The sequence below is a fragment of the Streptomyces sp. SYP-A7185 genome (genome assembly GCF_046103685.1).
Lineage (GTDB): Bacteria > Actinomycetota > Actinomycetes > Streptomycetales > Streptomycetaceae > Streptomyces.
Genome location: NZ_CP122310.1, coordinates 142653 through 155730, shown reverse-complemented (window position 1 = coordinate 155730; position 13078 = coordinate 142653). Strand labels below are relative to the sequence as shown.

General features: G+C 71.4%; 13 protein-coding genes. 4 read left to right on the top strand and 9 right to left on the bottom strand.

The features are described from left to right. Genes QBL25_RS00735 through QBL25_RS00725 form a run of 3 tightly spaced genes read left to right on the top strand, consistent with a single transcriptional unit; the run spans position 1 to position 2820 of the window. Entirely contained in the window at positions 1–1026 is a 1026-nt protein-coding gene (locus tag QBL25_RS00735) for an alpha-ketoacid dehydrogenase subunit beta (RefSeq protein ID WP_409054984.1), read from the top strand. Then, the gene (locus QBL25_RS00730; protein WP_409054983.1) at positions 1019–2560 is read left to right on the top strand and encodes a dihydrolipoamide acetyltransferase family protein; all 1542 of its coding nucleotides are present in this window, start codon (positions 1019–1021) and stop codon (positions 2558–2560) included. The genes QBL25_RS00735 and QBL25_RS00730 overlap by 8 nt, the downstream gene beginning before the upstream one ends. 5 nt (positions 2561–2565) lie before the next feature. After that, a complete protein-coding gene (locus tag QBL25_RS00725) occupies positions 2566–2820 on the top strand; it encodes an acyl carrier protein (RefSeq protein ID WP_409054982.1) in 255 nt (84 codons plus the stop codon). Positions 2821–3197: 377 nt separating this feature from the next. Here the strand turns inward: QBL25_RS00725 and QBL25_RS00720 are convergent, their stop codons facing one another. Genes QBL25_RS00720 through QBL25_RS00700 form a run of 5 tightly spaced genes read right to left on the bottom strand, consistent with a single transcriptional unit; the run spans position 3198 to position 7342 of the window. Further along, a complete protein-coding gene (locus QBL25_RS00720; protein ID WP_409054981.1) occupies positions 3198–3728 on the bottom strand; it encodes a flavodoxin domain-containing protein in 531 nt (176 codons plus the stop codon). Beyond that, entirely contained in the window at positions 3725–4252 is a 528-nt protein-coding gene (locus QBL25_RS00715; RefSeq protein WP_409054980.1) for a universal stress protein, read from the bottom strand. Before QBL25_RS00715 ends, QBL25_RS00720 begins: the two co-directional genes overlap by 4 nt. Beyond that, positions 4249–4638 carry a HypC/HybG/HupF family hydrogenase formation chaperone gene (locus QBL25_RS00710; protein ID WP_409054979.1) on the bottom strand — a complete coding sequence of 130 codons (390 nt, stop codon included), beginning with the start codon at positions 4636–4638 and terminating at the stop codon, positions 4249–4251. The genes QBL25_RS00715 and QBL25_RS00710 overlap by 4 nt, the downstream gene beginning before the upstream one ends. Before the next feature lie 5 nt (positions 4639–4643). Further along, positions 4644–7025 (bottom strand): carbamoyltransferase HypF, encoded by a 2382-nt coding sequence (locus QBL25_RS00705; RefSeq protein WP_409054978.1) that lies wholly within the window; start codon positions 7023–7025, stop codon positions 4644–4646. Then, positions 7022–7342 (bottom strand): hypothetical protein, encoded by a 321-nt coding sequence (locus QBL25_RS00700; protein WP_409054977.1) that lies wholly within the window; start codon positions 7340–7342, stop codon positions 7022–7024. Before QBL25_RS00700 ends, QBL25_RS00705 begins: the two co-directional genes overlap by 4 nt. A 200-nt stretch (positions 7343–7542) precedes the next feature. Between QBL25_RS00700 and QBL25_RS00695 the strand changes: the two genes are divergently transcribed. Continuing rightward, entirely contained in the window at positions 7543–8418 is an 876-nt protein-coding gene (locus QBL25_RS00695; RefSeq protein WP_409054976.1) for a universal stress protein, read from the top strand. Between the two features lie 25 nt (positions 8419–8443). Here QBL25_RS00695 and QBL25_RS00690 read toward each other — a convergent pair whose 3' ends face one another. From QBL25_RS00690 to QBL25_RS00675, 4 genes are all read right to left on the bottom strand, one after another. Further along, positions 8444–10774, bottom strand: coding sequence for a heavy metal translocating P-type ATPase (locus QBL25_RS00690; protein ID WP_409054975.1), 2331 nt, complete (start codon positions 10772–10774; stop codon positions 8444–8446). Between the two features lie 98 nt (positions 10775–10872). Next, on the bottom strand, positions 10873–11370 hold the full coding sequence (locus QBL25_RS00685) for a hypothetical protein (protein ID WP_409054974.1): 498 nt from the start codon (positions 11368–11370) through the stop codon (positions 10873–10875). A gap of 219 nt (positions 11371–11589) precedes the next feature. Then, positions 11590–12201: a hypothetical protein gene (locus tag QBL25_RS00680; protein WP_409054973.1), complete on the bottom strand. Its 612-nt coding sequence runs from the start codon at positions 12199–12201 to the stop codon at positions 11590–11592. Between the two features lie 30 nt (positions 12202–12231). Then, positions 12232–13026, bottom strand: coding sequence for an OsmC family protein (locus tag QBL25_RS00675; RefSeq protein ID WP_409054972.1), 795 nt, complete (start codon positions 13024–13026; stop codon positions 12232–12234). Positions 13027–13078: the final 52 nt, after the last annotated feature.

Below are 13078 nucleotides of genomic sequence, written 5' to 3'. Positions count from 1 at the left end.
ATGTCTGCGACTGAGAAGGTGAAAGGAACCACTGACCCCGCCGAACACAAGACGACGTATCGCGAAGCCCTGCGTGAGGCTCTGCGGGACGCCCTGCGCGCCGACGACCGTGTCTTCCTGATGGGCGAGGACGTCGGCCGCTACGGCGGTTGCTTCGGCGTCAGCCTCGGCCTGCTGGAGGAGTTCGGCCCCGAACGCATCCGCGACACCCCGCTCTCGGAGTCCGCGTTCGTCGGCGCCGGAATCGGAGCGGCCCTGGCGGGCATGCGGCCGATCGTCGAGATCATGACGGTCAACTTCAGCCTGCTGGCGCTCGACCAGATCCTGAACAACGCCGCGACGCTGCAGCACATGTCGGGCGGGCAGCTGCCCGTCCCCCTCGTGATCAGGATGACCACGGGCGCCGGACGGCAGTTGGCGGCCCAGCATTCGCACAGCCTGGAGGGCTGGTACGCGCACATCCCCGGCCTCAGGGTCCTGGCCCCGGCGACCATCGTTGACGCCCGGCACATGCTGGTCCCGGCCCTCGCCGATCCCGACCCGGTGCTGATCTTCGAGTACGGCGGCCTCTACAACGCCTCCGGCGACCTGCCGGCGGACGCGGGTCCCGTGGACCTGGACAGTGCGGTGGTGCGCCGGACCGGCAGGGACATCTCCCTGCTCACGTACGGCGGTTCGCTGCACAAGGCCCTCGGGGCAGCGGACGAACTGGCGGGTCACGGCATCAGCGCGGAGGTGGTGGACCTGCGCGTCCTGAGGCCGCTCGACGACGCGACGATCTGCGGCTCGGCGGCCCGCACGCACCGCGCCGTCGTCATCGACGAGGCCTGGCGCAGCGGCAGCCTCTCCGCGGAGATCTCAGCCCGCATCACCGAGCGGAACTTCTACGATCTCGACGCCCCTGTCGAGCGCGTGTGCAGCGCCGAGGTTCCCATCCCTTACGCCCGCAAGCTGGAGGAAGCAGCGCTGCCCCAGGTCGCGGACATCGTCGCCGCAGCACGTTGGGCGGTGGGTTCGGATGGCTGAGTTCACCATGCCCTCCCTCGGCGCGGACATGGACGAAGGGCTGTTGCAGGAATGGCTCGTGCACCCGGGGGACCCGGTGCACAAGGGCGACGTGGTGGCCGTCGTGGAAACCGACAAGGCGGCGATCGAGGTCGAGTGCTTCGAGACAGGGACGGTAGGGCGGCTGCTGGTGGAACCGGGAACGCGGGTGCCGGTGGGGACGCCGCTCGCGCTGATCGAGGCGCCCGGGGCCGGGGCGGGGGTCGGGCGACCGGACGCCGAGCCGGTGGCCGCACCGGCTGCGGAGCCCGCTGCCGCGACAATGGCCGCACCGGCTGCGGAGCCCGCTGCCGCGACCGTGGCCGAGCCCGTGCCGGAGCCACCCCCCGCCATCCCTGAGCCGGCTCCCTCGCCCCCCGTCCTGGTGACAGAGCCGGTGCCGACGTCGGCTGCTGATGGTGCCGCTTCCACGAAGCCGCATGCGAAGGCGTCGGCCTCGACCACGGCGAAGTCTGCTGTCGTCGAGGCAGGGCCCCTCATCCGGCATCTCGCCGCGGAGATGGGCATCGATCTCACCGCCGTGCACGGCACCGGGCGCGGCGGCCGGATCACCCGGGCCGACATCGAACACGCTGTCCCTGCTACCGGGACGCGAGTGCGGGCCACCCCCTACGCGCGACGGCTCGCCCATGAACTCGGCCTCGACCTGGCTGCGCTGCGCGGCTCCGGCGAGAGCGGCGCCGTACGGGCGGTGGACGTGAGCGAAGCCGTACGCCTGCGAGGCGAATCCGAGCACTCCGGGACAGCGCATCCCTTGGACGGGGAGTCCAAGCGGCCGGAGCGAAGGCCGCCCACGCCCGCCGAGCCGCACGAGGACGCCAAGGCGCAGCGCGCGGCCGCGATGCGTCGGGCGATCGGCGACCTCATGAGCCGCTCCAAACGGGAGATCCCGCACTACTACCTGTCCACCACCATCGACCTCGCGGCCGCCACGGAGTGGCTCCGCCGGGCCAACCGCGGCCGCTCGCCGGGCGCGCGCCTCGTTCCCGCGGCCCTGCTGCTCAAGGCGGCCGCCGTCGCGGGCCGTGACGTACCGCAGCTCAACGGCTTCTGGCAGGACGGCGGCTTCGTGCCCGGTACCGGCGTGCACCTCGGTGTAGCCGTCTCGCTGCGGGACGGGGGCCTGCTCACACCCGTGATCCACGACGCCGACACGTTGAAGCCGGAGGAACTGATGGCCGCGTTGAAGGACCTGGTCCAAAGGGCCCGTCAAGGCCGCCTGCGCGGCAGCGAGCTGTCCGGTGCCACGCTCACCGTCACCAGTCTGGGCGACCAAGGTGTGGAGTCCGTCTTCGGCGTCATTCACCCACCCCAGGTGGCCCTGGTCGGCTTCGGAGCGGTTGCCGAGAGGCCCTCGGCCACGGGCGGAATGCTCGGCGTACGACCCGTCGTGACCGCCACCTTGTCCGCCGACCACCGCGCGAGCGACGGCGCGATCGGTGCGCGGTATCTCATGGCTGTCGATCGTCTGTTGCAGAAACCGGAGGAGTGGTGAGCCAGATGAAGCCCTTGAACAGCTCGGAGGCGATGACCGTCGTCAAGGAGTCCATCACGCAGATCGTCCCGGACGCCGACTTCGACGGCGTCGGACCGGACGACAAGTTCCGCGACGCACTGGAACTCGACTCCCTCGACTTTCTGAGCCTGGTGGAGATCCTCTCCGAACGCACGGGTGCGCGGATCGACGAGGACGACTACCCAGAACTCACCACCCTGGCCGACACCGTGGCATTCCTGGTCAAGCGGACGCGATAGAGGTGTGCAAGGCGTATGCAGCCGGCGCAAGGGCCGTCTCAGACCTGTGTTCGAGCCGGTCGGCTCATGAGCCGCGCGTCGTCTCGGAGTTGACTGACAGTGAAGGGAACGGCACCGGCCTGAAGGGAGTGAGGACCGTGCGTACGACTCTCACGCCGGAGTTCTGGGAACTGTCGCCGTGCTGCTGGTCGCGGCCATGGGTGTGACGTTCATCCTCGCCGCGGCGCTCGACGCGCTTGCCGTCCGGCTGCTGCGCCGTCGCGTACGCAGGCCGCCGACTCAGGAGCCGCCGACTCAGGAGCCGCCGTCCAGTTCGGCCACCGCGAACCCTCGCATGCTCGTAGGGCGCTGAAGTCGCGACGGATGGCCGCGGCCCGTCAGCGGTAGCCTGCCTGGCGTTGTCCGCGGGCCAGCTGTTCGGCGATTCCGGACGCCCATGCGTCGATCGCGTCCCAGTCGCGGTAGTCGCCGAAACGGCCGCCCACCAGGCGGAACAGGATACGTCCGGTACGCGGCAGTTGGTCCCGTGAGACGACTCCGGAGAACAGCCGGTGACCGCGGTAGGAGAGGCCGCCCGGCAGACTCTCGACGATCACTGGGATCTCCTTGGGGGCCATGCGCCTCCACGGGCCACGCAGTGCGTCCGGCATCCCGACGCTGAAGATCCATACGGGCCGCAGGCCGAGTATGTCTCCGTTGGTGCCAAGGAAGTCCTTTGCCTCGGCCAGCCAGGTCTGCCCGTGAACGGCACTGCCGAGTACGAACGCCCCGTACGCGTCGGCGTCGTCCACGGTCTCCATGGCCCGCGCCTCGGCCGTCAGTCCGGCCTCGCTCAGCTCCGCGGCCAGTCGCTCCGCGATCTCGCGAGTGGAGCCGTGCGCGGTCGCGTACCCCACCAGGACGTTCATGACATCACCTCCACGGCACGTTCCCTTCGGGTGAGAGGAGACGCCTTCACCGCCCGGAGTGGTGACGCCGGCCGGTCGGCGACGGGTACCGCGACCACGGGGATCGTCGCGTGACGCAGACACTCGCGGCCGACGGAGCCGTTCCAGGGGCCCTCGTACTCACCGTGGGCCGTGCGACCCACAGCGAGCATGAGCGCCCCGCGCGCGTGCTCCAGCAGCACCCGTGCCGGTGGTCCCTCGGCCAGAACGGCACGTACGGAGCCGTCGATCCGCGGGCCGAAGACCGCTCGTACCGTCGAGGCGAGCAGGCGGGCGGCCTGGTCACGCTCCTCCGTGGCCGTGGGCAGCGCCGACAGAGGTGCGTAGGGAGCGATCCTGTTCGCACTTGGTTCCCAGGCGTGCACTGCGACGACTTCGGCGCACAGTGCCCGAGCCTGTGACGCGGCCCAGCGCAAGGCGGCCGTGGACGCCTCCGAGCCATCGATGCCGACCACGATGTCGCGCCCGCCGGCGAGTTCCGTCATGACTTCCTCCCTGGACGTCCTCCTGCCTCACCGTGGCCCTGAGCGGCAGTTCGGGGGGAGGGACCGAGCGGCTTCTGTGAGGTGTCGAACGGCCCTCTTCCGTCGGCCGCGGAGACGCCCTCCGCCGCCGCGGGGAGGGGCTCGCCCAGTTCGCTCGCGACCGCGTCGGCCATGGCGCGCAGCACGTCGAGGGTGCGCTCGGCCTCGGACTCGTCGACCTCGGCGATGGCGAAACCGACGTGGACGATGACGTACGTGCCGATGCCCGCTTCCGGGGTGTAGGCGAGGCACACCTCGCGTCGTACGCCGCCGAAGTCGACCATGCCCATCCGCACACCGGCGCTGTCGTGAACGTCGAGGATCCGTCCGGGGATGCCCAGGCACATCGCGCTCATCCTTTCCTGGTTCGCGGTGCGAGGAGGGCGGACGCCACCGCGGCCTGCCCATAACTGATGCCGCCGTCGTTCACGGGGACCTCGTTGCCGGTCAGGACCTGTAGTCCCTGAGCGCGCAGCAGGCGGCCCGCTTCGGTCAGCAGGCGTCGGTTCTGGAAGCAGCCACCACCCAGGCACACGGTGCGCGGGGCGCCGGCGGTGACGGCACGTTCCACGATCGCTGCGGTGACCTCGGCGACGGCGGTGTGGAACGCGGCGGCGAGGCGGGGCACTTCGGTGCCGGCGGCGAGTCCTTCGAGGAGGGCGGTGAGGGTGGGGGAGGGGTCGTACACCCACAGCCCGTCCGCCCGGGTCAGCCGCCAGGGCAGCGCGCTCGCGCGGCCGGTGCCCGCGGCGTTCTCCAGGGCGATGGCTGCCTGCCCCTCGTACGACACCGTGTCCCCCAGGCCGAGCAGACTTGCCGCGGCGTCGAACAGCCGTCCCGCGCTCGAAGCGTGCGGGGAGTTCACCCCGCGCTCCACCATGGCGCGGACCGCGCGCACCTCGCCTGCGTCCAGCCGGTCGGTGAACGGCCGGGTGAGCCACGGCGCGGTCCGGGGCACGCCCAATGGCTCCGTCCCGTACAGATAGCCCAGTGCCATCCGGGCGGGGTGGCGCACGGCGGCCTCTGAGCCCGGCAGCGGCGCGTGGGCGAAGCGCCCCACGCGGCGGTAGCCGGTCAGGTCGGCGACCAGGATCTCGCCACCCCACAGGGTGCCGTCGTCACCGAGACCGAGGCCGTCGTAGGCGATCCCGATGAACGGCCCGTCCAGTCCGTGCTCGGCCGCGACCGCCGCGACGTGCGCGTGGTGATGCTGCACGGCGATCCGGCGGTCGACGCGCTGGGCGTGCGCCCATTGCGTGGACAGATAGCCGGGGTGCAGATCGTGGGCGACCACGCGCGGGGCGATCCCGGTGAGGCGGGTGAGATCCGCGTACGAGGTCTGGAAGGCGTCGTATGTCGCCGCGTCGGCCAAGTCCCCCGTATGCGGACCGAGATGGGCCCGGCCATGCTCGGCCAGCGTGAACGTGTGCTTGAGCTGGGCGCCGGCGCTCACCACGGGGGATTCGGAGGAGCTCGGGAGCTGAAGGGGGACGGGGGCGTATCCGCGTGCCCGGCGGAGCATGTGCACGCGGCGGCGGGTGGTCTGGACGACGGAGTCGTCGTAGCGGGCGTGGATCGGTCGATCGTGGGTCAGGAAGCCGTCCGCGACCGGCCCGAGCGTCCGCAGGGCCTCGGCGTCGTCCGTGGCGATGGGCTCATCGGCGAGATTGCCGCTGGTGACCACGAGCGGTCGGTCCAGCTCGCGCAGGAGGAGGTGATGCAGTCCGGTGGTGGGGAGGAAGAGGCCGATCCGGTCGGTGCCGGGGTGCACCTTCGGGTCGATCCGCCCGACGGCGTGGCCGGCGTCACCGAGGCGTGCTTCCGGCCGCGTCGGCGGGCGTGTCCCGGGAAGGCGCGGCCTGCGTGCGCGGAGCAGCACCACGGGCCTCTGCGGCGAGATCAGCACGGCATGCTCCGTACGGCCGATGTGCGCCAGGCGCCGCGCGGCCGCGAGGTCGGGCACCATGACGGCGAACGGCTTCACGGGCCTGCGCTTGCGGTGCCGCAGTTCGGCGACCGCCACCGGGTCGGTGGCATCGCACACCAACTGGTACCCGCCGAGCCCCTTCACCGCGACGATGCCGCCGCCCGCGACGGTCCGCACCGCGGCCCGCAGGGCGCCTTCGCCGGTCACAGCGCCCCAGAAGAGTCGAGGTCCGCAGACGGGACATGCCAGAGGTTCGGCATGGAAACGCCGGTCGGCGGGATCCGCGTACTCGGCCGCGCAGGCGGGGCACAACGGGAAGTGGCGCATGGTGGTGCGCTCGCGGTCGTACGGCAGGTCCTCGATCACCGTGGCCCGGGGGCCGCAGTCGGTGCAGTTGATGAACGGGTAGCGGAAGCGGCGGTCCGCGGGGTCGAACAGCTCGCGCAGACAGGCTTCGCAGGTGGCTGCGTCGGGTGGGATCTCGCGCGGTGCGGTCAATGCGTCGGTGTGGCTGGAGCGCACTGTGAAGCCGCTGTGGGTGGGGGTGCCGTCGTCCGGCACGTCCGTCACGTCCGTCACCTGGACGAGGCGGACGGCGGCCAGTGGCGGTGCCTGCTCGCGGATTCTCGCGACGAGGTCGTGCAGGGCATCGGGGCGTCCGGAAGCGGTGAGTTCCACGTGCCCGTTGACGTTGCACACCCATCCGTCGAGGCCGAGCGTGGTCGCCGTCCTGTGCACGTACGGCCGGAAGCCGACGCCCTGGACGCGGCCGAAGACCTCGATGTGCTGGGTGATCCGCTCGCTCATGGCCCGTCCTCCAGGGCACCGCGCGCGGTGTCGCCGAGGTACCGCACGATGTCCTCCCGCATGCTGTGTGCCACGTCGTCCACCCGCGCCGCGTCCGGATCGGACAGACCAGTGCCCGAGCTCGTCTCGCCGTCGCAGGTCTCAAGGAGGGTGCCGGGCCGCAGGAGGTTCCCCTCGCCCGAATGGGGCCGTGAACTGGGGCCAGGACGGCTGGTCGCGCGCTTCTTGATCCGCTCGATCACGGCCCGCCCCACCCCGTCGTCGTGCCGGGACTCGTTTCCGACACCGATGACCACGATCCGGGGGGCGACAGCCATCTTCCCGCTCCTGTCTTCCTTCCGGTCTCCTTCCGCGACACGTGATCATCCTCTGCCTCCCGGAGCGGGGACGGCAGGTGCCGAACGTCCCTGACAAGGGCCGAACCGCCCCTACTCCCGCTCAGCCGGTGGTGCGACGATGACCGTGGAACCCGCTTCGCTGCGCGATCTCCGCAACGGGACGAAAGGCGGTGGGGACGATGGACCTGCCCTTGGTCGTGGGAGTCGACGGATCGGATGCGAGCCTCCTGGCGGTCGACTGGGCGGTGGACGAAGCGGCTCGGCACGGTCTGCCGCTGCGCCTGGTGCACGCGTCCCTCTGGGAGCGCTACGAAGGCATCGCGCTGCAGGGCAGCCTGGATCGGCCCTCCGCGCACGTCATGGCGGAGAACATCGTCGGAGCCGCGGTGGAGCGCGCCCGACGGCGCAACCCTGGCGTAAAGGTCTCCGCCGAGGTGGTGCGCGAGGAGGCGGTGGACGCGTTGCTGCGCGAAGGCCACAACGCCTCGGCTCTGGTGACGGGATCACGTGGCCGCGGCGAGTTGAAGGGCCTGCTGCTCGGCTCGGTCGGTCTGACGGTGGCGGCCCGTGCCCACTGCCCGGTGATCGTGGTCCGAGGCGGCAAGGCGGCGCTGGAGGGCACACACGAACGGATCCTCCTCGGCGCGGGCGACCCTTCCGCGGGTGCGGAGTCGGTACGGTTCGCCTTCCGCGAGGCCGAGGCACGCACCTGCACGCTCGACGTCGTACGCGCCTGGCGCTGCCCCGCGCACGAGACCACCGACCACCCCCTGCTGGCCGAGGAACCCGAGCATCACCACGAGGAGCGGGCGTCGGCCCTGCTCGATGCCGTGCTCCACGATGCGACGGCGGACCATCCGGCCGTGCGGGTACGCCGCACCACGGTCGAGGGGCCGGCCCGCAAGGTGCTGCTGCACCGCTCGGCCGCCGCGGACCTCGTGATCGTCGGAGCTCGGCGCAGGCATGGCCACTTCGGACTCCAACTCGGGCGCGTGGGTCACACTCTGCTGCACCACGCGGAATGCCCGGTGGTGATCGTGCCGCAACTCGTGTGACGGCATCAGCTCTTCGGGACCCTCATCAGGGGGCGAGCGAGAAGTAGTTCTCCTCCTCCTGCGTGAAGTGCAGGCGCAGTACCGTGTGCAGCCCGTAGAGGCAGGCGCGCAGGTCGTCGAGTTGCTCCGGGGTCAGTCGGCCGTCGGTTCCGGTGAGGCTGAGGTGGAGGGCGATGCGCCGGGCGAGTCGTTCGATCTCCGCGTGGGCGCGGCTCATGGTGGCGGTCGACTCGGGGCCGCCGAGTGCGGGGGCGAGCGCGGGGTAGAGCTGGTGCTCTTCGGCGTACTCGTGCGGCAACAGCCGGTCGACCAGCAGCCTGTGTGCCTCGCTCACCGCAGCGAGAGCCTTCGGGCCGGAACTGTCGGAGAGGCGGTCGGCGGCGTCGCGTACGGCCTCGAGGACGTGCCGTAGATCCTCGTGTTCGGCCGCGAACCTGTGGATCAGGGCCTCGGTAGCCGGTGGGAGGACGGGACGTGCGGCCTCGTCGACCCGCAGGGCGCGCAGTGCGTTGAGAATGACCGCCGCGTCGATGCCCTCCTGGAGCAGGGCGCCGACCGCCGGGGGCAGCAGGCCGAGGGCGGCCGCGGCCATCGCGGTGAGCGACATCAGCATGCCGCCGAGTGCGCTCTGCACGGCGATGCGCCGGGAGCGCACAGCGATGGCGACGGCGTCGGCAAGGCGGTCCACGCGGTCGGTGGTCAAGACGATGTCGGCGGCTTCGGAGGAAGCCGTGGAGCCGCGTGCGCCCATGGCCACACCGATGTCCGCGGCGGCGAGTGCGGGGGCGTCGTTGACGCCGTCGCCCACCATCACGGTGACCGCGCGTTCGCGTTCGGCACGCACGGCGGCGACCTTGTCGGCCGGGTCGAGTTCGGCACGCACGTCGTCGAGGCCGAGTACGGCGGCGATCTCACGGGCGGGTCCGGCCCGGTCGCCGGTGAGCATCACGAGTCGTTCGATGCCTGCCGCGCGCAGACGGCGCAGGGTCCGGGGTGCGTCGTGGCGCAGCGGGTCGCGCAGGAGGACGGCGCCGCAGAGGTGGCCTTCGACGCTGAGCCAGGCGACGGCCGCGCCGTCGAGGAGCGCCCGGTTGTCGACCGAGCGCGCCCAGGCCGGCCTGTCGGCCCGGACACTGCAGCGGCCGACGGACATCCGATGCCCGTCGACGATGCCGATGGCGCCCCGGCCGGGTTCCTCGGTCACCTCCGTGGGCATCGACAGGTCCAGTCCGCGCTCGCGGGCCGCGTCGACGATGGCGTGCGCCAGGACGTGCGGGGAGAACTGGTCGAGCGAGGCGGCCCACCGCAGGACGTCCGTCGGCTTCTGGCCGGGGGCGGCGGCCACGTCGAGGGCGCGCGGGCGGCCACTGGTGAGGGTGCCGGTCTTGTCCAGAAGCAGTGTGCGGGCTTGCCCGAGGTTCTCCAGAGCCCCTCCGTCACGGACCACCACGCCGCAGCGGGAGGCGCGGGACAGGCCGGAGACGATCGCGACCGGCGCGGCGAGGAGCAGGGGGCACGGGGTGGCCACCACCAGGACGGCAACCGCCCGCACCGCGGAACCGCTCACCAGCCAGGCAAGACCCGCCACCGTGACGGTCAGCGGCAGGAACCAGGCCGCGTAGCGGTCGGCCAGGCGGATCACGGGAGCGGAGTCCGCCCCGGCCTGCCGGGCCAGGCGCACGATCTCGGAGTAGGTGCTGTCCTGCTCGGTGGCGGTGGCCCGCAGGTCGAAGGCGCTGCCCGCGTTGACCGCGCCGCTGCGCACCTGGGTACCTGCCTTGCGCTCGACGTTCAAGGGCTCCCCGGTGAGCACCGATTCGTCGAGAACGGCTGTCGCGCCGACCACTCGGCCGTCGACGGGGACCACTTCTCCGGGGCCCACCACAAGCAGGTCACCGACCGCGACGTCGGCCAGCGGGACGGTGTGCACCTCGGTGCCGGATCGGCGTCGGGCGGAGCGTGGCGCGTGCTCCACCAGCGCACGCAGGTCGTGGGAGGCGCGCCGCCGGGCTGCGGCCTCGAGGCTGCGACCGGTCGCCAGCATCAGCGCGATCAAGGCCCCGGCGAGGTACTCGCGCACGGCCAGGGTGCCACTGAGCGCCAGCACCGCGATCAGGTCCACTCCGGCGCGCCCTTGCCGCAACGCATCCAAGACCCAGGCCACCGCAGGCGCGATGGCAGCCAGGGTGCCCAGGCCCCAGCACCAGTCGGCGATGTCCGGCGCGCCGACGGACCAGGCGATGCCACCGGCCGTCAGGGCCGCGACCGTGACGACCAGCAGAGCCGGTTCGGTCCGCGGACGCAGGGCCGCGGTGAGGAGCCGGCGGAGCGGTCCTGCCGTGGTGAAGCGGTTCATGGAATTCCTCGGTTCCGGCACCGTGTCCTTCCCCTCTGCCAGTCTCCGTCTCGCATGTGCCGCGGGGGAAGCCTGGACGCCTCAGCCGTGGCGCAGGGTCACTCCCCGGCGCGGATGCCGGAGATGAGCCGTGTCGCCAGGTCGGACTGGACCATCAGATGCGTGTGGCGGGTGTCGTGCCCCGGGTCCTTCCAGGTGAGGGTGACGCGGGTCCAGCAGTGCCCCATACCGCTGTCGTTGTAGACGACCGTCCACCGCGCCGGGACCCCGTTGGCGCGCAGCACCCCGTCCTTGTGGTGTGCGGCCTCCCAGCGAGCCAGACTGTGCCGCGCGTCAGCGGTCAGGTAGTGGCGGCGCAGGGCGTCGGTCAACCGGCCGCGGCCGGAATCGTAGAGCGCGTCGATGTACGTGCCGTAGAAGTCGGCGACGTGGTCGACGGCGGACTGCGGGTCACCGCTGCGGCCGGACGGGGTGATCGCGGTGGCGGTGGACGTGGTGTCCGCGGGACTGCCGTTCGCGGTCGTCGGCAGCGTCAGCCCGAGAGTCAGCACCGAGGCGCACAGGGCGAGCCGGCGGACCTTGCGAGATGTGGCCATGACGTTCCTCTCCCTTCGTGAGGTGGAACGCGGATGTGCCTACCACTGAGTACAGCGCGCTGGGACCTGTGTCATCGAGGGGCAAGTGACCCTGTTTGAGGGCCCGTTCGGTACCTGATGGCGCTCACGTCCGTCGGGCCGTCGGGGGCCTCTACGCCTTCCCGCGTACGGCGGCACATGCTCTGGTGCACGGTCCTCATGCGCGTGCTGATCAGCTGCTCACCTCTGCTCGGCGTCCGCTTTGACCGCCCTGAGAGTGGCCCGCAGCGCGATGCCGACACCGCTCGAGGTCAGCGTCCAGTACCGCAGGAACCGCGCGGTGGACTCGGGGTCGGTGCAGGCCGTGCGGGCCTCGTAGGACAGCAGGGCACGCCGCTGCCCGTACGGATGAACGACGAACGAGGCGGCCATCTTGGCCCAGCCCGGCTCGTCGAACGCCGTGAAGTCCTCCGGTGAGATCCACCGCCACTCGATCGAAGGCCGCCACACCTTGCCGACCGCGCCGAAGACCAGTTCGCGGCCGGGGACCTCGCCCAGCGGCAGCCAAGGCTGCTCACCCTTGCGGGCGAGGTCGAAAAGATCGGCGACCCGCATTGACGGGAGCGGAGGCGGAGTGCGGTCAAAGAGCCTGTCCGGCATCCCGCGCACCCACATCACCGCGTCGAACAGCGGGGCATGGACGCTGAGCAGATCCAGCCCGCGCGCGGCGTCGAAGACCGTGTCCGGCGAAGCCGCGATCGCCATGGTCTCCAGACGCGCGAAGCGGAACCTCGGGAGGACGCCGTCCAGCAGCAGTGGTGAACAGATCGAGGGCTTGGGTTCGGTTTCCATCAGATCCTCCAGGATCGCCGCACCTCGTCATCATGACTCGGGCGCCGGTTCGCAGGGCCGAACGGCCTGTGCCCCGGCGCCGACCGGCAGTGACCACGAGGCGGCTGTCGTCGACTTCGGTCGTTCTCCTTCCTCCGGTGACGGGGAGAGCGCCGAGGTGATGCCGAACGTGACGTCGGGCGGGTGCTCAAGGGAGTTGTGGACCGTGCAGTGCTGCACCATGGCCAGCAGACCGGCGACGCGCTCGGGCGGCACTCCCGGCGCGTTCACACGGAGCGCCACGGAGGCGACGCGCGCCGGGCGGTCTGTGGCCATGGTGTAGCGGGCGTCCACGGTCAGACCGTCGCGGTGGAACGCGTGACGGTCCAGATACCGGCCGGCGTAGTGGGCGACGCAGGTGGCGAGCGAGGCGACGAAGAGTTCCACGGGGGTGGGTGCCGAGTCCGAACCGCCGCTGTCGACAGGCTGGTCGACGGCCAGATGGTGCCCGCGGACCTCGACCCCGTAGACGTCGCCCCGGACATGGACCACTTCGACCTGGTGGCGAACTGCGGATTCCCGAGCACTGCCTTCCGCGTGCCGCTGCGCCTCGGCGCGCTCGACGGCGGCAGCCTGTGCCAGCAACGTTCCGGCCAGATCCCGCGCTTCACGCGGTGTCAGGCTCGCCCAGATCTGGCCGTCGTCGTACGGCTCGCGTGGGATGTCGAGAATCACGCGCCCCGATCCGGCCGGCAGCTCCTCGGCGTCGAAGCGGGACACGGCGATGGTGCGTCCGCACTCCGTACGGGTCCGGCTGGGCTCGGTGAAGGACCTATTCCACGTCATCGCGGCCTCCCATTTCGGCGGGCGTCGGCCTACACGCCCAGCACATGCCTTG

Excerpts from the sequence above, each read along its gene's own strand:
- QBL25_RS00735 (WP_409054984.1), top strand. The coding sequence starts at position 1 with ATGTCTGCGACTGAGAAGGTGAAAGGAACCACTGACCCCGCCGAACAC.
- QBL25_RS00730 (WP_409054983.1), top strand. The coding sequence starts at position 1,019 with ATGGCTGAGTTCACCATGCCCTCCCTCGGCGCGGACATGGACGAAGGG.
- QBL25_RS00725 (WP_409054982.1), top strand. The coding sequence starts at position 2,566 with ATGAAGCCCTTGAACAGCTCGGAGGCGATGACCGTCGTCAAGGAGTCC.
- QBL25_RS00720 (WP_409054981.1), bottom strand. The coding sequence starts at position 3,728 with ATGAACGTCCTGGTGGGGTACGCGACCGCGCACGGCTCCACTCGCGAG.
- QBL25_RS00715 (WP_409054980.1), bottom strand. The coding sequence starts at position 4,252 with ATGACGGAACTCGCCGGCGGGCGCGACATCGTGGTCGGCATCGATGGC.
- QBL25_RS00710 (WP_409054979.1), bottom strand. The coding sequence starts at position 4,638 with ATGTGCCTGGGCATCCCCGGACGGATCCTCGACGTTCACGACAGCGCC.
- QBL25_RS00705 (WP_409054978.1), bottom strand. The coding sequence starts at position 7,025 with ATGAGCGAGCGGATCACCCAGCACATCGAGGTCTTCGGCCGCGTCCAG.
- QBL25_RS00700 (WP_409054977.1), bottom strand. The coding sequence starts at position 7,342 with ATGGCTGTCGCCCCCCGGATCGTGGTCATCGGTGTCGGAAACGAGTCC.
- QBL25_RS00695 (WP_409054976.1), top strand. The coding sequence starts at position 7,543 with ATGGACCTGCCCTTGGTCGTGGGAGTCGACGGATCGGATGCGAGCCTC.
- QBL25_RS00690 (WP_409054975.1), bottom strand. The coding sequence starts at position 10,774 with ATGAACCGCTTCACCACGGCAGGACCGCTCCGCCGGCTCCTCACCGCG.
- QBL25_RS00685 (WP_409054974.1), bottom strand. The coding sequence starts at position 11,370 with ATGGCCACATCTCGCAAGGTCCGCCGGCTCGCCCTGTGCGCCTCGGTG.
- QBL25_RS00680 (WP_409054973.1), bottom strand. The coding sequence starts at position 12,201 with ATGGAAACCGAACCCAAGCCCTCGATCTGTTCACCACTGCTGCTGGAC.
- QBL25_RS00675 (WP_409054972.1), bottom strand. The coding sequence starts at position 13,026 with ATGACGTGGAATAGGTCCTTCACCGAGCCCAGCCGGACCCGTACGGAG.